General features: G+C 57.2%; 14 protein-coding genes, 2 tRNA genes, 1 rRNA gene and 1 pseudogene. 9 read left to right on the top strand and 9 right to left on the bottom strand.

The window, feature by feature from the left end:
- Positions 1 to 404: pseudogene (locus ADS46_RS12735) on the bottom strand (transketolase); the annotation flags it as partial.
- Positions 405 to 635: 231 nt separating this feature from the next.
- On the opposite strand from ADS46_RS12735, the gene metK reads away from it, so the two are divergent.
- Together metK and ligB are read left to right on the top strand one after the other, a co-directional pair.
- Positions 636 to 1,856, top strand: a complete 1,221-nt coding sequence (gene metK, locus ADS46_RS12730) for a methionine adenosyltransferase (protein ID WP_066320705.1) — start codon at positions 636 to 638, stop codon at positions 1,854 to 1,856.
- Positions 1,857 to 1,973: 117 nt separating this feature from the next.
- Positions 1,974 to 3,647 carry an NAD-dependent DNA ligase LigB gene (gene ligB / locus ADS46_RS12725; protein WP_066320704.1) on the top strand — a complete coding sequence of 558 codons (1,674 nt, stop codon included), beginning with the start codon at positions 1,974 to 1,976 and terminating at the stop codon, positions 3,645 to 3,647.
- Between the two features lie 29 nt (positions 3,648 to 3,676).
- Here ligB and ADS46_RS12720 read toward each other — a convergent pair whose 3' ends face one another.
- Positions 3,677 to 4,612, bottom strand: a complete 936-nt coding sequence (locus ADS46_RS12720) for an AEC family transporter (RefSeq protein ID WP_066320702.1) — start codon at positions 4,610 to 4,612, stop codon at positions 3,677 to 3,679.
- A 143-nt stretch (positions 4,613 to 4,755) separates the two neighbouring features.
- Here ADS46_RS12720 and metF point away from each other — a divergent pair, with 143 nt between their 5' ends.
- Positions 4,756 to 5,598 carry a methylenetetrahydrofolate reductase [NAD(P)H] gene (gene metF, locus ADS46_RS12715; RefSeq protein WP_066320700.1) on the top strand — a complete coding sequence of 281 codons (843 nt, stop codon included), beginning with the start codon at positions 4,756 to 4,758 and terminating at the stop codon, positions 5,596 to 5,598.
- A gap of 81 nt (positions 5,599 to 5,679) precedes the next feature.
- Here metF and ADS46_RS12710 read toward each other — a convergent pair whose 3' ends face one another.
- The 4 genes from ADS46_RS12710 to prlC form a co-directional block, all read right to left on the bottom strand.
- Positions 5,680 to 7,881, bottom strand: coding sequence for a TRAP transporter permease (locus tag ADS46_RS12710; RefSeq protein WP_066320697.1), 2,202 nt, complete (start codon positions 7,879 to 7,881; stop codon positions 5,680 to 5,682).
- 92 nt (positions 7,882 to 7,973) lie between these two features.
- Positions 7,974 to 8,954: a TAXI family TRAP transporter solute-binding subunit gene (locus ADS46_RS12705; protein ID WP_066320695.1), complete on the bottom strand. Its 981-nt coding sequence runs from the start codon at positions 8,952 to 8,954 to the stop codon at positions 7,974 to 7,976.
- Positions 8,955 to 9,218: 264 nt separating this feature from the next.
- Positions 9,219 to 9,476: a YheV family putative zinc ribbon protein gene (locus tag ADS46_RS12700; RefSeq protein ID WP_066320692.1), complete on the bottom strand. Its 258-nt coding sequence runs from the start codon at positions 9,474 to 9,476 to the stop codon at positions 9,219 to 9,221.
- Between the two features lie 53 nt (positions 9,477 to 9,529).
- A complete protein-coding gene (gene prlC / locus ADS46_RS12695; protein ID WP_066320689.1) occupies positions 9,530 to 11,578 on the bottom strand; it encodes an oligopeptidase A in 2,049 nt (682 codons plus the stop codon).
- Between the two features lie 163 nt (positions 11,579 to 11,741).
- On the opposite strand from prlC, the gene ADS46_RS12690 reads away from it, so the two are divergent.
- The 3 genes from ADS46_RS12690 to ADS46_RS12680 all read left to right on the top strand — a co-directional run bounded on the left by ADS46_RS12690 (position 11,742) and on the right by ADS46_RS12680 (position 14,430).
- Entirely contained in the window at positions 11,742 to 13,082 is a 1,341-nt protein-coding gene (locus tag ADS46_RS12690) for a sodium-dependent transporter (RefSeq protein ID WP_066320686.1), read from the top strand.
- Between the two features lie 38 nt (positions 13,083 to 13,120).
- Positions 13,121 to 13,669: a gamma carbonic anhydrase family protein gene (locus ADS46_RS12685; protein ID WP_066320685.1), complete on the top strand. Its 549-nt coding sequence runs from the start codon at positions 13,121 to 13,123 to the stop codon at positions 13,667 to 13,669.
- An 89-nt stretch (positions 13,670 to 13,758) separates the two neighbouring features.
- The gene (locus tag ADS46_RS12680; protein WP_066320684.1) at positions 13,759 to 14,430 is read left to right on the top strand and encodes a metal-dependent hydrolase; all 672 of its coding nucleotides are present in this window, start codon (positions 13,759 to 13,761) and stop codon (positions 14,428 to 14,430) included.
- Here the strand turns inward: ADS46_RS12680 and ADS46_RS12675 are convergent.
- Genes ADS46_RS12675 through ADS46_RS12665 form a run of 3 tightly spaced genes read right to left on the bottom strand, consistent with a single transcriptional unit; the run spans position 14,406 to position 18,443 of the window.
- Positions 14,406 to 15,788: a sigma-54-dependent transcriptional regulator gene (locus tag ADS46_RS12675; RefSeq protein ID WP_066320683.1), complete on the bottom strand. Its 1,383-nt coding sequence runs from the start codon at positions 15,786 to 15,788 to the stop codon at positions 14,406 to 14,408. The genes ADS46_RS12680 and ADS46_RS12675 overlap by 25 nt on opposite strands.
- A complete protein-coding gene (locus ADS46_RS12670) occupies positions 15,781 to 17,673 on the bottom strand; it encodes a sensor histidine kinase (RefSeq protein ID WP_066320682.1) in 1,893 nt (630 codons plus the stop codon). The genes ADS46_RS12675 and ADS46_RS12670 overlap by 8 nt, the downstream gene beginning before the upstream one ends.
- Complete coding sequence (locus ADS46_RS12665) at positions 17,670 to 18,443, bottom strand: GntR family transcriptional regulator (protein WP_066320680.1); 774 nt, start codon at positions 18,441 to 18,443, stop codon at positions 17,670 to 17,672. The genes ADS46_RS12670 and ADS46_RS12665 overlap by 4 nt, the downstream gene beginning before the upstream one ends.
- A gap of 586 nt (positions 18,444 to 19,029) precedes the next feature.
- Between ADS46_RS12665 and ADS46_RS12655 the strand changes: the two genes are divergently transcribed.
- The 3 genes from ADS46_RS12655 (at position 19,030) to ADS46_RS12645 (ending at position 20,927) form a co-directional block, all read left to right on the top strand.
- Positions 19,030 to 20,562 (top strand): 16S ribosomal RNA (locus ADS46_RS12655).
- Between the two features lie 115 nt (positions 20,563 to 20,677).
- Positions 20,678 to 20,754: transfer RNA gene (locus ADS46_RS12650), tRNA-Ile, on the top strand.
- Positions 20,755 to 20,851: 97 nt separating this feature from the next.
- Positions 20,852 to 20,927: transfer RNA gene (locus tag ADS46_RS12645), tRNA-Ala, on the top strand.
- Positions 20,928 to 21,166 lie beyond the last annotated feature (239 nt).

The raw sequence follows: 21,166 nt of genomic DNA, 5'->3' as shown, positions 1-21,166 counted from the left end.
GCCGCCAGGGTTTTTTCCGCGATGGCAAAGCCCACGGCGTTGGCAAAGCCCTGCCCCAATGGGCCGGTGGTGGTTTCAATGCCCGGCGCGTAGCCATATTCCGGGTGCCCGGCGGTCGGCGAATGCAGCTGGCGGAAATTCTGCAACTCTTCCAGGCTCAGCTCGTAACCGGTCAGGTGGAGGAGCGAATAGAGCAGCATGGAACCGTGCCCGTTGGACAGCACGAACCGGTCACGATCGGCCCATTTGGGGTCTTCGGGGTTGTGCTTGAGGTGGTCATTCCACAGCACTTCGGCAATATCCGCCATCCCCATGGGCGCGCCCGGATGGCCGGACTTGGCCTTCTGGACGGCATCCATGGAAAGGGCGCGAATGGCATTGGCCAGCTCAAAACGGGACGGCATGGGGTGCTCCTCGCCTGAAAACGTGAATAATAAAAGCGCTATTGTCGCTGACTTCCCGGGCGTCGGCAAATTCTATGGCCTCGTTCTGGGAAGAACTTCCAACAGCGTGTAAACTTTGGCCCCCGAAGCGCAGTGTTGCTTCTTTAATAGGTGGGCAGGGCAACTTCCTGCCATGATTTCCTGATGATGCTGCGGTGACTTGCCGCCGTCACACCGAGGGTAGAGTGCGCGATGAGCGAATATTCCCTGTTTACCTCCGAGTCCGTCTCCGAAGGCCATCCGGATAAAATTGCCGACCAGATTTCCGATGCGGTGCTGGATGCCATTATTGCCCGTGACAAACAGGCGCGCGTTGCCTGTGAAACCCTGGTCAAGACCGGTGTCGCGATCATTGCCGGTGAAATCAGCACGAATGCCTGGGTGGACCTTGAGACCCTGGTACGTGATGTGATTACCGAGATCGGCTATACCTCATCGGATGTAGGCTTCGATGGCGCCACCTGTGGCGTGGTCAACCTGATCGGTAAACAGAGCGTCGATATTGCCCAGGGCGTTGACCGTAGCAAGCCGGAAGATCAGGGCGCGGGCGACCAGGGGTTGATGTTTGGCTACGCCACCAACGAGACCGACTCCTTCATGCCGGCGCCGATCCATTACTCGCATCGTCTGGTAGAGCGCCAGGCCGAGCTGCGCAAGAACGGCCTGCTGCCTTGGCTGCGCCCGGATGCCAAGAGCCAGGTGACCTTCCGCTATAATGAGCAAGGCCAACCCTGTGGCGTCGATGCCGTGGTGCTCTCCACCCAGCACGATCCGGATATCGACCAGCAAGACCTGCGTACCATGGTCAAACGGGAAATTATCGAGCAGGTGATTCCCGCCGAATGGCTCGATGAAGATACCCAATACCACATCAATCCAACCGGCAAGTTCGTGATTGGCGGCCCGGTGGGCGACTGTGGCTTGACCGGCCGCAAGATCATTGTCGATACCTACGGTGGCATGGCACGCCATGGCGGCGGCGCCTTCTCGGGCAAGGACCCGTCCAAGGTTGACCGCAGCGCGGCCTATGCGGGGCGCTATGTGGCAAAAAACATCGTGGCGGCGGGCCTCGCTGACAAATGTGAAATCCAGATCTCCTACGCAATCGGCGTGGCCGAGCCGACCTCCGTGTCCATCGATACCTTCGGCACTGGCAAGGTGAGTGATGCCCAGATCGTCAAACTGGTGCGTGAGCATTTTGACCTGCGTCCTTTCGCGATTACCCGAATGCTCGACCTGCTTCACCCGATGTACCAGTTGACCGCCGCCTACGGACACTTCGGCCGCGAGCCATTTGAGCACAGCTACCATTGGGTCGATGATAAAGGTCATACCCAGCAAGAGACGTTTATCGCCTTCCCTTGGGAGCGCACCGACAAGGCCGATACGCTCCGTCAGGCAGCTGCTTTGTAAGATATTTGCTCGCTGTGGTGTAAGAAAACGTCCCTTTGGCGCATGCCGGGGACGTTTTTTATGCGCAGTGCGCTAGGCTAACGCCATTAATGGATAAAGTGGCGGAGGCTGATGGCAATGAAACGATATAGGCAGGGATGGCTGGCGGGCTGGTTGATGGCGGTCTCCCTAACGGTGCAGGCAGGAGAGTGCCCCGACTGGAGCACCGAGCGACTGACACGCGAGAGCCAGGCACTCTCGGCGCAGGTAGAAGTTTGGGATCGTGCCTATCATGATCAGGGCGTATCCTTGATTGACGATGCGCTCTACGATCAAGCCGTGGCGCGTTTGGCTGAATGGCAGAAATGCCTGGGCAAGGTCCCCAGTCACCAACCTTTGACCCGCATCACCAGTACGCGTGACAGTCGGGCTCACCCTTACGCGCAAACCGGCCTTGAAAAAACCGATGATGAGGGGGTGAGACGCTTTAGCAGCCGCCGGGATAACCTTTGGATTCAACCAAAGGTCGATGGTGTGGCGGTCACATTGCGGTACCAGGAAGGTGAGCTGGTAGAGGCGGTGAGCCGTGGTGATGGCGAGCGCGGCCAGGACTGGACGGCCCGTGTCCGTGAGTTACCTGCTGTACCCAATAAGCTGCCCACGCCGCTGTCCGGTGTCTTGCAGGGCGAGCTGTATTGGCGTTTGCCGGATCATGTCCAATCACGAAACCCCGCCACGGGAGCGCGAGGAAATGTCGCTGGTGCGATGGCCCAGCAAGCGCCAACGCAGCAAATGCGAGAACAAGTGGGGCTGTTTATCTGGGGCTGGCCTGACGGCCCAACCGACATGGAAAGCCGCTTAGCCCAACTGAGCGCGCTGGGGTTTGATACCGCCGACTATACCCACCGACTGGATGATCATCAGGATGCGGCTTATTGGCGGGATAAGTGGTTCAACGGCCCACTGCCGTTTGCCACTGACGGCGTCGTGCTCAAGCAGGCCGAGCGCCCCGGCGTTCGCCGCTGGTCTTCGTCGCCACCGGAGTGGGCAGTGGCCTGGAAATACCCGGCCCAGCAGGCGCTGGCAGAGGTGCGCGGTATTGAGTTTCGCGTCGGGCGCACCGGGCGAGTAACGCCGCTGATATGGCTTAATCCTGTCCTGTTGGAAGGGCGGCGCATCAGCCGTGTTTCATTAGGCTCCCTGGAGCGCTGGGAATCACTGGATGTTCGCCCCGGCGACCAGGTGGCAGTCACTCTTGGGGGGCTGACGATTCCGCAGCTGACTGAGGTGGTATGGCATACCCAGGAGCGCTCGCCGCTGTCTCCGCCGTCACCCCAGCGCTACCACCTGCTGAGCTGCTTTGAGTTAACCCCTGGCTGCGAAAGCCAGTTGCTGGCGCGGCTCGTTTACCTTGGCGACCAGTTGAAGATGCAGGGCGTTGGTGAGGGGACCTGGCAGGCGCTGATGGAAGCGGGCGTGGTTACCCGCCTGCTAGGCTGGCTGACCGTTGAGCCAGCCGAGCTTGAGCAGGCTTACGGTATTGGCCATGCGACCGCCGCGGTGCTGATGGAGCAGTTTCAAGCCGCGCGCTTCGCCCCCTACGCCAATTGGCTTGACGCGCTGGGGATGCCGCCTGGTGGTAGTGCCCGCTTGGGCGACTGGTCTACCCTGGCGGGCCTCACGCGTTCCGAGTGGCAGGCCCAGCCAGGTGTCGGGCCGGTGCGTGCAGAGGCGCTGGTGGCGTTCTTTAGCCATCCCGACGTGCAGCAGATGGCAGCGCAGTTAAACGAAATAGGGGTTGAGGGTTTTTAACCCATTGGGTGGTCGGCAGATTCAAGCGTCTACCCCAGCCCCGTCATGCGCAGCATTAAACCGAGATAGAGCGGAATTAGCAGCGGCGCAAGCAGTGTCGTGACCAGCACTGCTAAGGCGCCTTTTTGTGGCTGGATGCCCAATTCCATGGCCACCACCACGACGTTGGAGGCCATGGGCACCACGCCTATCAGCAGCAGCGCCATGGCCAGTTCCGTGGAAAGCGGCGCCGCCCACTGCAGCATTAAAGCGGCCCCCAGCATGACCAGCGGCCAGAGCAGGTAGCGAAGGCCCAGGCAGGTGGCTACAAAACGAGCATCCCAGGCGTCAAGCGTCACTTGGCTTAGGGTCATGCCGATAATCATCATGCCCAGCAGCGTGTAGGTGGCGGGGAACACCTGGAGTGAACTCATGACCGCGGCGGGGACGGTGATCTCAAGGGCACTAAGCAGTAACGCTGACAGGAAGGCGTAGATAAGCGGTAAGCGGGAAATTTTGATCAGGCTTTCGCGTATCGAAAAGCGTCCGCGAGCGCTGAGGTAAAAACCCACGGTAAATTCATAGATATTGATCCCCAGCATGCAGAACAGGTAAAGCGTAACCCCCTCGGGGGGCAGCAATATCAACGCAATCGGCAAGCCAAAGTAGCCGGTATTGCCGGTTCCCGAGGAAAATGCCAGCAGGGCGGCTTCCTGTTCGCCAAAGCGGTAGCGTGTGAAGCGTTGTACCAACAGCGCCATCAGGCTCGCGATAATGAACAGCGCTAATGTGAGCAGTAAGTAATCAGGCGTTGGCCCGCCGTTCATCAGCGCGCGAAAAATGGTAAAGGGAGCAATCAGGTAAATCAGCAGCGTCGCAATCGGGCGAGGGTCTAGCTTGAGCCGTTGGGCGGCCAGCCAGCCTAACCCCACATAGCTGAGTAACATGAGCAGCGGCCCAACCAATGCGCCAGGTGTAAGATCCATTTACCCCCCCATCATATGTGTGTCATCGATGAACATGAGTCGAATTAAAGACCGAGCGTGGAATCTTTCATTAGCCCCAGCGCAACGGAACAGCGAGAATAGCGCAAAATATCATGACTATTGACACATTGTGAGGAAATCCCATGAGCCGCCACGAGCATCCGCTAGGTATTAGCTTTGAATTCTTTCCACCGGGCACCGATGCCGGGCGCGACAAGCTAATCCAGACACGCGATGAACTGGCCGCCCGCAACCCGCGGTTTTTCTCGGTTACCTACGGTGCCGGTGGTTCAACCCAGGCCCGTACTCGCGAGATTGTTCGCCAGGTGAGTCAGAGCGGTGTGACTACTGCCCCGCACCTTTCCTGTATTGGGAGCGAAAAGGCCCAGCTGCGGGATCTGTTGGCCCAGTACCGTGAAGAAGGCGTCGACAGCCTGGTGGCCTTGCGCGGCGATATGCCGTCCGGTATGGCCAGCATCGGTGAGCTGCGCTACGCCAATGAGCTGGTCGAATTCATTCGTGATGAAACGGGTGACCACTTTGATATTGCCGTCGCTGCGTATCCAGAATCTCATCCACAGGCCCCCAACCTCGACAAGGATGTGGAAAACTTTGCGCGTAAAATGAAGGCCGGGGCCAACATGGCGATTACCCAATACTTCTTCACCGCTGATGCCTATTTCCACTTTGTTGATAAAGCCCGTGCATCAGGCGTTGAGCAGCCGATCATTCCAGGGATCATGCCGATCACCAATTACACCAAGCTGGCGCGCTTCTCCGATGCCTGCGGCGCGGAAATCCCACGCTGGATTCGCAAGCAGCTGGAATCCTACGGCGACGACAGCGAGGCCATTGCCGATTTCGGCACCGATGTCGTCAGTCGACTCTGCCAGCGTTTGCTGGACGGTGGCGCGCCGGGGCTGCACTTTTACACGCTTAATCAATCCAAGCCGGTGTTGAAGATTGTCGATAATCTGAGCGGCTAGACGAACCTGAAATACGAAAACCCCGCTCAAGATTAACTGAGCGGGGTTTTTTTAGGCTTCGCATTTAACGACTGGCGTCAATTAGCCCGTTTGCGGCGTCTTGTTACCACCGCCGTGCTGTTTACGCTGCATGATAAACAGGATGGCACCAATGGCCAGGCCCGCTACATCGGTATAAATACCGCCGTAAATCATGAAGATCGCACCTACCAGCATGACGATACGCTGGAGTGTATTCACCGGACCGAAGAACCATTTCTGGACCATGCCCGAGAGCAATACGATACCCAGTGTTGCGGTCACCCCGACGCGCAGAATCTGCATGGCAGAGCCTTCCATCAGCATGGCCGGGCTGTAGAAGAACATGAACGGCACGATGAAAGCGGCTAACCCGATCTTGAACGACGCCACCGAGGTGCCCATGGGGTTGTCGCCGGAAATACCCGCTGCCGCATAGGAGGCCAGTGCCACCGGCGGGGTGATCGCGGAGACCACCGCGAAGTAGAACACGAAGAAGTGGGCAACCAGCGGCTCGATGCCGATGTTGATCAAGCCGGGTGCAACGACCGATGCGGCCACGGCATAAGCTGCCGTGGTGGGCATGCCCATCCCCAGCAGAATACTGATCAGCATGGCAAACACCAGCGCCAGAAGCTGGCTCACACCCGCCAGACCGAGCAGCAGCGACGAGAAACGTGCCCCCACGCCGGTCAGCGAGATAACCCCGACAATCAGGCCCGCACAGGCGCACACGGCGATAATCTGGATCGACATGGTGCCAGCCAGCTGGAGTGCTTTCAAAATGGCACGAAGCCCCATTTTGTTAGGTGAAATCCAGCTGACAACCGCCGCTGACGCCGTTGCCAGAGTCCCCGCACGAATCACCGAATAGCCCATGAACAGCGCGACGATCAGGATGATAATGGGGGCGAACAGGTAGACCTGCTTGACCAGCCTGGAGAATAGCGGGATCTCTTCTTTGCGCATGCCGCGCATGCCTTTGCGGGCCGCCTCAAAGTCGACCATGAAGTAGACGGATGCAAAGTAGAGAATGGCAGGAATAATGGCGGCAATGGCAATCTCTGTATACGGAATGCCGGTCACTTCGGCCATGATGAAGGCGCCCGCGCCCATGATCGGCGGCATGATCTGCCCGCCGGTAGAGGCGGCCGCTTCAATCGCCCCGGCGCTGCGCGCTGGGTAACCCACCTTTTTCATCAGCGGGATCGTCAGCGAGCCGGTCGAGACGACGTTACCGGCGGATGTGCCGTTGATCATGCCCATCAGGCCCGACGCGAAGATAGACACCTTGGCCGGGCCACCGCGAGCGCGCCCCGCCGCTGCAAAGGCGAAGTTGACGAAATAATCGCCCACTTTGGAGGCCTGCAGAAAGGCAGCGAAAATAATGAACAGGATAATGTAGGTCGACGATACGGCAGTGGTGGGCCCGAGAATGCCCGTATCGGTATACACCTGACTGAAGAAGCGTTGCAGCGAAAGGCCCGGGTAGCCCAGGAAGCCGGGCAACGCAGGACCCGCAAAGACATAGGTCAAGAATACCGCTGAGATGACAACCAACGCCAATCCGGCGACGCGGCGGGTCAGCTCCAGAATCAGCATGGAGCCTGCAATTGCCGCCCAGGAGATGCCTGATGGGGCAAAGGACGTGCCGGTCGACATGCGTATGTTGGTGTTGAACGCCACCAGCAAATAGCCTGCACTGGCGGCTGCGCAAACCATGAGTACCAGATCTGCCGGGTTAAAACGATGGCGCGCCTGGCGATAAAACCATGACAGTACAATGGCACCGGCCGTGGTCGCCATGAGCGGATAGCCGTAATGCCAGTTCTCGACGCTAGGGTCGATACGCATTGCCTCGCCACTAAGGGTCTGGTGCATCAGAAACACCTGCACCAGTGTATAGGTGGCGGGAACAAGCAGCGCATAACTTGCCCACTTCAAGGCAGCGCCAGATGCCTGGTGGTCGTCCTCGGCAAAACGCGCACCGGCAAACAGCCCGTAACCGAGGATAAGCGCACCGGCAATGTGCAGGATGCGAAACGACCAGGTTTCCAGGGGAAACACATTCAGTGAAATCAGGTGGAAACTTGAATAGGCAATGGCTAACGCCGCAAACAAGAAAAACTGCCAGCCGGTGAAAAGACGGCGGTTGGATTCAACAATCTCTTCATCGACACCCTCGGCAATAGACTCAGGGACCGATTCAGCATCCTGGGCATCATCCTTGAGGCCATTGGGTTCTTGGTCGATTTTGTGACTCATTAGAGTTCACCCTCACAGCAAACAAAGGGGCATTAGCGAAAACTGCCCCGGCCAACCTTGATTGGCACGGGGCAGACGACAGCAAGTGTTGCTTACTTGATCATGTCTTCGTCGATCTCGTAGCCGTTCTCTTCATACCAGCGAGCAGCACCCGGATGGAAAGGCAGCACGGTGTTGTGCTTGATGTTTTCCGGAATGGTGGTCGCTGCACTGCGGTGAACAGACTGCATACGGTCGTTGTTTTCCATGGTGGCTTTGGTGACTTCGTAAACAAAGTCTTCCGGCAGGTCGCAACCGGCGATGGCAAAGTTCCACATGGAAACGGCGCGGGCGTCTTCTTCAAGCGTTTCGTAGGTGCTAGCCGGGATGGAGAATTCCGCTACGGGGAAGGCTTCCATCACCGTTTCCAGCTCTTCTTCATTGAACTCGATGATGTTGACATCGGTTTGCACTTCGAGCTGGCTAACTGCCGGGATCGGAATACCGGCAGCAAAGGCGATAACGTCAAGCAAGCCGTCCTGCAGCTGACCGCCCAGATCTGACCAGCCGCCGTTACGGCGTTCAAAGTTGACGCCTAATTCTTCCAGCATCGCCGGGAAGTAGGTGTCAGACGTGGAAGCCGATGGGCCAAAACCGATACGTGCGCCGTCGGGAATATCGGAAATTGATTCAATGCCGCTGTCGGAGAGAACAGTGATCGAGAACGGCGTTTCATACATGGGGAACATCGCGCAGACGTTGTCCATTTCCAGGCCTGGAGCGAGGGGGCTTTTACCGTTCACTGCATCGGCAGCCGGACCCATGGTCGCCAGACCAAAGGCGGCATCGCCGTTATGCACCAGTGCCAGGTTCTGGGTAGGGCCGCCGGTCACTTCGCCGCCACCGGAGATGTCCAGCTCATCGGCAATAAAGTTGGCCCAGCCGGAGCCATAAACGAAGTAAGTGCCCCCTTGGCTCGCGGTGCCAACGGTAAAGTTGTCCGGCCAGTCTTCGCGGTCGGCCTGGACGCTACCGGCTGCAAGAATCGCGCTGCTGGTCAGTAATGCCAATGTGGTCGGTTTAAAATTGCGCATGGCGAATTTCCCTAGTTGTTTATTGAGGTTGTTAACGCGCTGGTGGTACACGGATGAAGCAACGCCACCAGCGGTGAGCCATAAACTAGAGCGATTGTTGTGCCAAGACAAGTCTTTGTCTTTAAAACCAATGACTTGAAATTTTTCTTTTCAACGTTAGTCGTATAGAGAAAAGCACGAAGTGTCTGGTGTTGCGCACGGTAAACAGGGTTTTGTGTGCGTTAATCCGCACACGTTGTCTCGCCGACGCGATTTTTTTAATCGCTATGAGTCGGACGGTTTGTGGTCAGGGTCCATGATCCGCACAGGCTGGATCTCATTCTGGGCGGGCTCCGGGCGGGCTTGATTGACCCGGGTGGTCAGCTCCCCGGGGGCTTCGTCCTCGATGGGTAGCTGTTCGAAAAAATCACAGCTAACGCATTCCCGGTAACGAATACCGTTTTGCTCCCAGACACGAACGCGGTCCATGGCAGCACACCGTGGGCAGGTCACGCCTGCAATAAAACGTTTTACGCTCGACATCATCAGGCTCCAATGGCGCGCCCCCAGAGAGGGCGCGTTCAGGTAGGGCGGGTTTAAGCGGCACGGATCCCGCTATGACGTAATAACGGGTCGACGCTGGGTTCGCGGCCGCGAAAGGCACGGAACATGTCGGCAGCATCGCGTGCGCCGCCTTGCTCGAGGATCTCTTGCCGGAAGCGCTGGCCGGTAGCAGGGTCAAAGATACCGGCTTCTTCAAACGCGCTCCAGGCATCGGCCGACAACACTTCTGCCCATTTGTAGCTGTAGTAACCCGCCGCGTAGCCCCCTGCAAAAATGTGCCCGAAGCTGTTTTGAAAGCGGTTGAAGGCAACGGTGGGGACCACGGAAACGTGCTGGCGTACCTCGTCGAGTAGCGCCTGGACATCGCTGGCGCTGGGGGATTCGAGCTCGTGGTGCAAGCGCAGGTCGAACAGCGAGAACTCAATCTGACGTGCCATGCCCATGGCGGACTGGAAGTTTTTGGCGGCCTGTAAGCGCTCCAGCAAGGCTTCAGGCAGAGGGTCGCCGCTGTCGACATGGCCGGCAATCAGGTCGAGCCCTTCGCGTTCCCAGCAATAGTTTTCCATGAACTGGCTCGGCAGTTCGACGGCATCCCAGGCGACGCCATTAATACCCGAAATATCAGCAATGGTTTGCCTGGTCAGCATGTGGTGCAAGCCATGGCCAAACTCATGGAATAGCGTGGTGACTTCATCGTGGGTCAGCAGCGCGGGCTTGTTGTCCACCGGCGGGGTGAAATTGCAGGTAAGAAAAGCGACGGGAAGCTGCAAGCCGTCATGCGTCTGGCGGCGTACCCGGCAATCGGCCATCCAGGCACCGCCACGCTTGCCTTCGCGGGCGTAAAGGTCGAGATAGAAACCGGCAATCGGCTGATCATTGTCGGTGATCCAGTAGAAGCGCACGTCGTCGTGGTAGTGCGCAACGTTAGTATCTTCTTTAAAGCGTACGCTGTAGAGCCGTTCAACCACCTGAAAGAGCCCATCGACGACCTGCGGTGCGGGAAAATAAGGGCGCAGCTGTTCTTGCGAAATGGCGTAGCGTGCTTCGCGCAGTTTCTCGCTGGCATAGGCGACGTCCCAGGGTTCAAGCGTCTCGATCCCCAGCTCAGTACGCGCAAACTCGCTGAGTTCGGCGACTTCCTGCTGGGCTTGGGGGACGGCGCGGTTCGCCAGGTCGGTCAGGAAGGTAAGCACTTGCTCAGGGGAGTCGGCCATCTTGGTGACCAGCGAATAGTCGGCGTAGGTATCAAAGCCCAACAGGTGAGCGAGCTCCTGGCGCAGCGCCAGTATTTCTTCAAGAATGGGCGCATTGTCGAATTTGCCAGCGTCTGGCCCTTGGTCGGACGCACGGGTGACGAAAGCGGTATACACTTCGCGGCGCAGTTCCCGGTTATCGGCATAGCTGACCACTGGAAAAAAGCTGGGAAAATCGAGGGTGATACGAAACCCATCAATGCCCTTGGCCTCCGCCGTTGCCTTCAGCGTATCCAGCGCGCTTTGCGGCAAGCCCGCCAGCGTGTCGGCATGCCTGATATCTTTGTGCCAGGCCTGTGTGGCGTCGAGCACGTTATTGGAAAACTGGTTGGACAGTACCGAGAGGCGCGCCTGAATATCACCGTAACGGGCTTTTTTATCGGCGGGCAGGTCGACGCCAGCCAGGCGGAAATCGCGGAGCGCGTTATCGACAGTGCGCTGCTGGGCCGGGCTTAGCTGAGCCCACGCGGGCCCTGCCTTGAGCGCTTGCCAGCCATGGAAAAGCCCTTCGTGTTGCCCTACCCAGGTACTGAACTCGGAAAGCTGTTCCAGGCAAGTTTGGTAGGCGTCGCGGAACTCGGGTGTATTCATGGTCCCGTTGAGGTGCGAAACCGGAGACCACGCTTGAGTGAGCCGGTCATTGACAGCTTCGATGGGCTCGGCAAAGTTCTCCCATGTGGGCGCTGTGTCATTGGCCTGTTGGGCGAGCTGGTCAATCGTGTCACGGCTTTCGCTGATCAGGGTTTCAACCGCTGGGACCACGTGCTCGGCGCGGATGTCGGTGAACGGGGGCAGCGAGTGAGTCTCGAGCAGCGGATTGTGGGACATAGGTGCCTCGTTGGGTATGGGTGAAGAGCGACGAGCGCTGTCATGGCATTAGAGTGCGGGCAAACGTGAGTTGTTTCAATGCTGGAGGATTACCGCGACTTGCCTTCAGTCCTGCGCCTGTTAGTCTTGCGGGCTTTCAGGGCCACCAAGGCGAGAATCATCAATGAGTAAAACGCTAGAGCGCTGGGGGTCAAAACGGGCCTTTATCCTGGCGGTAACGGGTGCTGCGGTGGGGCTGGGTAACATCTGGCGCTTCCCTTATGTGGCCGGAGAGAACGGCGGCGCGGCGTTTTTATTGATCTACGTGGCCTTTGTGATATTGCTCGGCATACCCGTGATGATGGCAGAAATTTTAATAGGCCGCGCCGGACGCCGGGGGCCCATGCAGTCCCTGGGGGTACTGGCCGCCGAGGCGGGTGCCTCGCGGCACTGGCGCTGGTTGGGCCTTTTCGGCGCTTTCACGGTGTTCTGCATCCTGTCGTTTTACTCGGTGGTTTCCGGCTGGTCCATCGAATTTCTGGTGGCCTCCATCAACGGCAATTTCAGGGGCGCCAGTGCTGCTGATATTGGTGCCGGTTTTGATGCCTTTCTGGCCAATCCAGGCCTGCTGATTTTTAACCACACACTGTTTCTGCTGATGACCATGGTGGTTGTGGCGGCGGGCGTTGCCAAAGGTCTGGAACGGCTAAACAATCTGTTAATGCCCCTGCTGTACGGCCTGTTGCTGTTGCTGGCGGCCTATGCGGCCACGACCAGCGGTTTCGGTACAGCCTTGTCCTGGCTATTTTTACCCTCATGGGAGGCGCTAACGCTCAGCGTTGTGCTGCATGCCATGGGACATGCCTTTTTTACCCTGGCCGTGGGGGCGTGTGCGTTGATGGCTTATGGTGCCTATATGCCTGACGAGCAGAGCCTGCCGCGGGCGGCCATGGCGGTTGCGGTGTTGGACATCAGCGTGGCGCTACTGGCCGGTATTGCGATCTTTTCGGTGGTATTTTCCCAGGGAATGGACCCTGCTGATGGCCCAGGGTTGATGTTTGTGACCCTGCCAATTGCCTTTTCGGAGCTGCCCTGGGGGTCGCTGTGGCTGAGTGTGTTCTTTCTACTTTTGTTGTTGGCGACCTGGACATCGGCGATTAACCTGGCTGAGCCGATGGTGGCCACATTACAGGGGTTAGGCTGGCGGCGGAGCGCTTCAACGGCCGTCGTGGCGCTTAGCGTGTGGTCGATGGGTCTGCTATCGGCGCTGTCGTTCTCAACACTCGCTGATTTTCGCCCGCTGCTCGGACGTAATGTATTCGAATTGGTCAGCAGTATTCCGCCGGATATTTTCCTGCCGTTAGGCGGTCTGTTAATTGCGATCTTTGCCGCCTGGGTGCTGCCTCGCGATTCAGCCACAGCTTCGTTGGGCGTGGGTGAGCGCGGTTATCTATGCTGGCGCAACGTGGTTCGCTGGGTGTCGATTCCGCTGACGCTTATGGTTCTGCTTAGCGGGTTGCTATAGTGGTGCGCCATCCCTGCATCAAAAGTGAGGAGCATACAATGAGCAGTGCGTTAAGAAGCTTCAACAGCATGACGCCGCGTCTGGGCGAGCGGGTGTATATTGATTCGGCCAGTGTCGTAATTGGTGATGTCGAACTGGGTGACGACTGTTCGGTATGGCCGATGACGGTGATTCGCGGCGATATGCATCGTATTCGAATTGGTGCCCGCACCAGCGTTCAGGATGGCAGCGTGCTGCATATCACCCATGCCAGTGACTACAACCCCGAGGGTTTCCCGCTTACCGTGGGTGACGACGTGACCATTGGCCATAAAGCGATCCTTCATGGCTGTACCCTGGGGAGCCGTATTCTGGTTGGCATGGGGGCGATTGTCATGGATGGTGCCGTGGTGGACGATGAAGTCATCATTGCCGCCGGTGCGGTCGTGACCCCGGGCAAACACCTGGAAAGTGGCCATGTTTATGCAGGTAATCCGGCCAAGGCATTGCGTCCCCTTAAAGATAAGGAACGCGCTTTCTTTACTTACACCGCTGGTAATTACGTCAAATTGAAAGATAGCTTTCTTGCCGAACCAAGTCCCTCTTAAGCGCTTCATTCCCCTCTTTTTTTGTTGGAAAGTCGTATTGTATCGGCCGGAAATCTGTTAATTTATACAGTTTTCTGGTCGAGCGTGTCATGGCGAACTTTCGCACCCACATCACGGTGGCCTCTGCGGGCGGTATGCTGCTGGCTTATGCTGGCTGGCAACTAGAGTGGTGGGCGCCTTCCCAGGCCTTATTGGTGGTGTTGTTGACCGCGCTTGGCGGTATTTTGCCCGATATCGATGCCGACCGGTCACATTCAATCCGGCTCATTTTCAATATCCTGTCCATACCGGCACTGGTGCTGGGCGTGCTTATATTGCAGCCCTGGTTGTCCACTGGTCAGTTGTTAATGGCCTGCGGTGGCGTTTACTTGGCGGTGCGTTATCTAGCGGGGATCACGTTTTCGCGTTTTACGGTACACCGCGGTATCTGGCATTCACTGTTGGCGAGCCTTTTATGCGCGCTGCTGACAACGGCCGTGAGCTTTCAACTGCTTTCCCAGCCAGCGTGGCTGGCCTGGTCGCATGGGGCGGCGGTATGGATCGGGTTTGTTATTCACTTGCTGTTGGACGAAATCTACAGCGTCGACTTGGAAGGCGCTCGGCTCAAGCGTTCCTTCGGTACGGCGCTGAAGTTTGGCGATTGCCGCCGCCCGCTGTCGAATATGTTGATGCTGATTGCCTTGCTGCCGCTCTGGCCCTGCCTGCCTCCCTGGCAGGTGTTGGGCGAGCTGCTCCATCAAGGATCGCTGCTATGGCGGTAGTCGTTAGCGTGTAGCCCATGTTTTTTCAGCTTGTCGTAGAAGGTCTTGCGCGGAATGCCAAGATGGTGGCAGACCTCGGTGACGCGCCCGTGATGGCGGGAAAGTGACTGGCTGATCAGGCTTTTTTCAAACAGCTCGACCTGGCGGGGAAGCGTTGGCTCTTCGGTATCTGCCTGAGCGCCCTCAAGCAGGGCATCCAGCCGGTAGTCGAAGGCTGCGCCAAGCAGTACGTAGCGTTCGGCCAGGTTGCGCAATTCACGTACGTTACCCGGCCAGTCGTGGGCAAGCAGGCTGGCAATACCATGGCTGTCGACGGTGGGCGCTTCCAGGCCGCTGCGGTTGGCCGCCACGACGGCAAAATGCTGGAAGAGCAGGGGTATATCTTCACGTCTTTCGCGCAGCGCTGGCAGCGGTAAGGTCACCACGTTCAGCCGGTAATAGAGATCCTCGCGAAAGCGACCGTCCTCGGCGGCGGCTTTGAGGTCGATTTTTGTAGCGGCAATCACGCGGATGTCGAGCGGTATCACATCGTTGGCGCCCAGTCGCTCAATATGTCGCTCCTGCAGTACGCGCAAAAGTTTGACCTGCAGGGCGAGGGGCATGGACTCAATTTCGTCCAAGAAGACGGTACCGCCGTTAGCGTGCTCAAACTTGCCGATTCGCCGTTCAACCGCGCCGGTAAAGGCGCCTTTCTCATGGCCAAACAGTTCAGACTCGATGGTGTGTTCAGGCACGGCGCCACAGTTAATGGCCATGAAAGGGTGGTTGCGCCTAGCGCTGCGCTCGTGAATGGCGCGGGCCACCAGGTCTTTGCCGGTCCCGGTTTCACCGAACAGCAGTACGTCAGCCTCGACCTGGCTGATGCGTTGAATCATCGCCGCCAAGCGGGAGATTACCGGAGTGCGACCCACCAGGCGCGGGCCGAGCGCCGCCTGCTGAGCTTCGAGTTCTGCTTTGAGGCGATTGTTTTCCAGGCTGAGCTGGCGTTTTTCGATACCCCGGCGCACCACGTCGAGCAATTCGTCACCGGCAAAAGGCTTCTCCAGGAAATCCCATGCTCCGGCGCGCATGGCCTCGACGGCTGTTGAAATATCACCGTGGCCGGTAATCAAAATGATCGGCAGGGTGCTGTCGCGACGATGGAGTTCGTGCAGCAACGCCATGCCATCCATACCCGGCATGCGAATATCGCTGACAATGACACCGGGAAAGTTGGCGGGGAGTGCGGCCAGGGCTGCTTCAGCGGATTCGAAGCAGTGTGGGGTATAACCGGCAAGTTCAAGGGTCTGGCTGGCGGTGATACGCAGGTGTGGTTCATCGTCAATCACCATGACCGGCAGCGTCGACGGCTCATGCATCGGAAACAGTCTCCTGAGTAGCCCGCGGGGCAGGTGCGAGAGGCAGTGTGATGGTAAAGCAGGCGCCGCCGCCAGGCAGATTGGCTGCCTGCAACTTGCCGCCTAGGTCGTCCATGATACGCGATGAAATGGAAAGCCCTAAACCTAGCCCGCTACCAGGTGCTTTGGTAGTGAAAAACGGCTCGAAAACCTGTTCAAGGTATTGGGACGGAATGCCTGGGCCGTTATCAGCAACCTGGATAATCACCTGCTGGCTGTTGGCTTGAGCGCTAAGCGTAAGCGTCGGCGAAGGGGTCTCTTTCATGGCCTGAAGGGCGTTGCCGATTAAATTGACCAGTACCTGTTCCAGGCGTACCAGGTCGGCTTTTACCCAAAGCGTGTCCTCGGGCCATTGTTGTTCAACCTCGATGCGATCATCACGCAGTCGGCTCTGGAAGAGGCGCAAGGCGTAATCGACACAGGCCTGAACGGAAACCGTTTCCGGGTGGTCGCTGCTTTTACGGGAAAACTGGCGCAGCTGGGCACTGATGTCGGCCATCCGGTGGGTAAGCTCGATTATCTGCTCCAGATTCGCATCTGCCTGCTCCACACGGGACAACTCGATGAAGCGCCGGGCGTTTTCGCTGTAGGCGCGAATAGCCGCTAGTGGCTGGTTAAGCTCGTGGTTAATGCCCGCGGCGAGCTGGCCTAAAACCGCGAGCTTGGCCGCCTGGATGAGTTCGTCCTGGGTTTGACGCAGGTTGGCTTCTGCTCGGCGACGTTCATCTATTTCATCAGAAAGGCGTTGGTTGCTGGCAACCAGGTCGCGGGTACGTCTCTCAACGCTCATCTCCAGTTCATCGCGAACCCGGGCCAACGTCTGCCGCTCGCGCTCGGCAAATGTCTCGCGCTCACGGCGAAGACGAAGCCGTTGCCAGCCGATACCTGCGGCCAGGGCAACGATGCCATAGAGGCCGCCGGCCATTAAAGCGGCCACCCATTGGGCGTTTACGACGGGGCTAAGCGGCTTGAGTATATGCATTTGCCAGTTAAATTCAGGGATTTCCCGGGTCAGGTTCAGATAATGCCCGTCACTGAGCGGGCCGTCTTTAAACGTCACGACGCGGCTATGCACATTCAGGATGTCTTGCACCTGAATGCCGGAGGGGGGTAAGGGTTCTTGGCCGTAGCGTTTTGTTGCATGCAGTGACTGCCGCTGTTCGTCGGTCAGCGGATAAAGCGCACTCATGCGCAGTTCGGGTTGGCTGGCGAGGAAGATGATGTTGTCGTCATCGGTAACGAACAGGGTGGATTCCTGTTCAGCCCAACTTTCTTCCACGTCGTTGAGCAGTACTTTAATGACCAGGACGCCATCGGGGCGCGCGTCGGGTGAGGTGTCATCCAGCCATACCGGGGACGAGAAGTAATAACCGCGTTCCTGCGACTGGAGACCGAGTCCGTAAAAGCGCCCCTGCCCCCCTGCGATCGCATCCTGGTAATAGCTGCGAAATGCGTAGTTTTGTCCGATGAAGGTGTTTGGTCGGTGCCAGTTGCTGGCCGCGATTGTGTCAGCATTGCGGTCCAGTAGATAAACGTCAGAAACGCCAGAGGTAAAACGAAACCGATCCAGCAACAAATTGAGGGGCATCGGGTCCTGGCTGTCCGGCGAGGCGAGAAAACGCTGGACACCTTCGCGCGTAGCAAGCATCTGGGGAAGGTAGTCGTAACGTAACAGGTAGCCATTGAGGTTGGCGGCGGACAGGCGAAGTTCGTTTTCCGCCTCTTGCTGAAGGTTGTTCAGTGCCTGCTCACGGGCCAGGAGCGATGCTTGCCACATGCACAAGAAAAGCCCTAGCGTTACCACCATCAACCATAGATACCGCCAGCGGAATAAAGAAATGTTCATGCGGGTGCCGAACTCGTTCCCTGGGCACGGCGCAAGGCGCGCTGTGCGCGTGTTTCAGCACGAGCCACTTCCAGTAAACCATCCTCGACAAATACCAGGTGTTCGTGAGCGCGTGTACGTGCGTCTTCAGGGCGGCCTTCAATGATGGCATCCAGTAGAGACCGGTGTTGCTGCATCAGTTGGCTACGTGAATCCGGTTTGGCGAAGAGGTGGGCCAAATTATCCACGATACTTTGTTCAAGCAGATGGAAGATGCCGCGAATCGTATGTAACAGCAGAACATTATGGGCGGCTTCCGCAATCGCCAGGTGAAAGGCCGCATCCAACTTTGCTTCCTGGGCAGGGTCGGCACCGACAAATCCGCCGTCAAGTTCTTCAAAGCGCTGTATAAGAACGGCTTTATCGGCTGGCGTAGAGCGCAGCGCCGCGTAATAAGCCGAAATGCCCTCCATGGCGTCGCGGAACTCAAGCAGATCCAGGTGGAACTCTTTATGACGGGAGAGCATTTCCAGCAAAGGGTCGGTGTAACCACTATTAAGCGACTCTTCAACAAAGGTGCCTCCGCCTTGACGGCTGGTTAACAAGCCGCGAGCCGATAGTTTCTGTATCGCTTCTCTTAAGGAAGGCCGTGACACACCAAATCGTTCAGCAAGCTCACGCTCGGGCGGTAGGCGCTGCCCGGGCTTCAAACTGCCTTCTAATATCATGGCCTCCAGGCGCTCGGTGATAACATCGGCTAATCGCTGCTGGCGTAGCGGAGGGTAGTTCATTGAATGGCTCTCTAAATTGGTAAGACCAATGATAGGGTTGTCACGTAATGAACTCAAGCTGCCAGGCAGGACAGGGCGCTTTTGTCAGTGCTTCAAATGAACGGGGTTAAGTAGTCGGGGTGGTTTAAGTAGAATTTTTCCGCACACCCCTTGCGTCCTCGTCAGCAAAACCGTAAAGTACGCATCCGCTGCCGGGGACGCCCAGCGTTGCCAGCGGTGGATGAGGTGTAAAACCTCAGGTTTGTCAGCAGGTTAGGAAATCGAGCGTGGTTACTGTGTTATGTCACGCCGTCTCGTTTTTCGCCAATCAGTCATTGACAATCCTTCGGAAGTGCGTAGAATACGTCTTCCTCGCTGAGGCCAAGCAGTTCAACGGTTGGCCAGTTTTATAAAGCGAATGCTCTTTAATAATGTGATCAGGTAATTCATGTGGGCGCTTGCCGATGAGGGTGATAAATCACCAAATATCAAGGCAAGCGACTCGTCCAAGGTCTTCGGATCTTGAGAGAACGTTTGAAAACCTTGAGCCAAGTTTGGTTCGCTTTTGCTGTCCTTCGGGACGGTGAGTAAGAACCACAATGATTGTAAACTGAAGAGTTTGATCATGGCTCAGATTGAACGCTGGCGGCAGGCCTAACACATGCAAGTCGAGCGGTAACAGGTCCAGCTTGCTGGATGCTGACGAGCGGCGGACGGGTGAGTAACGCATAGGAATCTACCCGGTAGTGGGGGATAACCTGGGGAAACCCAGGCTAATACCGCATACGTCCTACGGGAGAAAGGGGGCTTTGGCTCCCGCTATTGGATGAGCCTATGCCGGATTAGCTGGTTGGTGAGGTAATGGCTCACCAAGGCGACGATCCGTAGCTGGTCTGAGAGGATGATCAGCCACATCGGGACTGAGACACGGCCCGAACTCCTACGGGAGGCAGCAGTGGGGAATATTGGACAATGGGGGCAACCCTGATCCAGCCATGCCGCGTGTGTGAAGAAGGCCCTCGGGTTGTAAAGCACTTTCAGCGAGGAAGAACGCCTGTCGGTTAATACCCGGCAGGAAAGACATCACTCGCAGAAGAAGCACCGGCTAACTCCGTGCCAGCAGCCGCGGTAATACGGAGGGTGCAAGCGTTAATCGGAATTACTGGGCGTAAAGCGCGCGTAGGTGGCTTGATAAGCCGGTTGTGAAAGCCCCGGGCTCAACCTGGGAACGGCATCCGGAACTATGAGGCTAGAGTGCAGGAGAGGAAGGTAGAATTCCCGGTGTAGCGGTGAAATGCGTAGAGATCGGGAGGAATACCAGTGGCGAAGGCGGCCTTCTGGACTGACACTGACACTGAGGTGCGAAAGCGTGGGTAGCAAACAGGATTAGATACCCTGGTAGTCCACGCCGTAAACGATGTCGACCAGCCGTTGGGTGCCTAGCGCACTTTGTGGCGAAGTTAACGCGATAAGTCGACCGCCTGGGGAGTACGGCCGCAAGGTTAAAACTCAAATGAATTGACGGGGGCCCGCACAAGCGGTGGAGCATGTGGTTTAATTCGATGCAACGCGAAGAACCTTACCTACCCTTGACATCCTGCGAACTTGTGAGAGATCACTTGGTGCCTTCGGGAGCGCAGAGACAGGTGCTGCATGGCTGTCGTCAGCTCGTGTTGTGAAATGTTGGGTTAAGTCCCGTAACGAGCGCAACCCTTGTCCTTATTTGCCAGCACGTAATGGTGGGAACTCTAAGGAGACTGCCGGTGACAAACCGGAGGAAGGTGGGGACGACGTCAAGTCATCATGGCCCTTACGGGTAGGGCTACACACGTGCTACAATGGCCGGTACAAAGGGCTGCGAGCTCGCGAGAGTCAGCGAATCCCTTAAAGCCGGTCTCAGTCCGGATCGGAGTCTGCAACTCGACTCCGTGAAGTCGGAATCGCTAGTAATCGTGCATCAGAATGGCACGGTGAATACGTTCCCGGGCCTTGTACACACCGCCCGTCACACCATGGGAGTGGACTGCACCAGAAGTGGTTAGCCTAACGCAAGAGGGCGATCACCACGGTGTGGTTCATGACTGGGGTGAAGTCGTAACAAGGTAGCCGTAGGGGAACCTGCGGCTGGATCACCTCCTTAAACGATGCATCATCCTCGCGGTAAGCGCTCACAATGAATTACCTGATCACGTGATAGAGCAAACGGTAGCTCATTGAGTTGTTGCCGATCTCACGATCTGTAATGACTGAATACCGGGTCTGTAGCTCAGTTGGTTAGAGCGCACCCCTGATAAGGGTGAGGTCGGCAGTTCAAGTCTGCCCAGACCCACCAAATTTGCGTAATACGTCGTTGCATTATTACTCGCATAGCAGGCTATGCATCGCAATAATGCGCCTAGTCTTACACAAATTTGCGTGTCGTTAGTATTGGGGCCATAGCTCAGCTGGGAGAGCGCCTGCCTTGCACGCAGGAGGTCAGCGGTTCGATCCCGCTTGGCTCCACCACTCAAGCTTGAAGTTAAAAGCTTGAAAAAGCCCAGCGTGAATGACATCAAAACCGTTATGACAAAGTTTTAAGCTAGGTGCTTGCGAGAAGGTTTTCTCTTCAAGCTTCCAGCTTAGGGCTTTCAGCTCTAAATGCTCTTTAACAATGTATATCATGCTGACAGGAACGTTTTTTTTAAGACGTTCCTACGTAATTGTTTTGTGATACGTCTCAAGCGTATCCGGCAATCGTTATCATT

It is taken from the genome of Halomonas sp. G11, from assembly GCF_001663515.1.
GTDB lineage: Bacteria > Pseudomonadota > Gammaproteobacteria > Pseudomonadales > Halomonadaceae > Vreelandella.
This window is presented reverse-complemented; position numbering and strand designations above follow the sequence as displayed.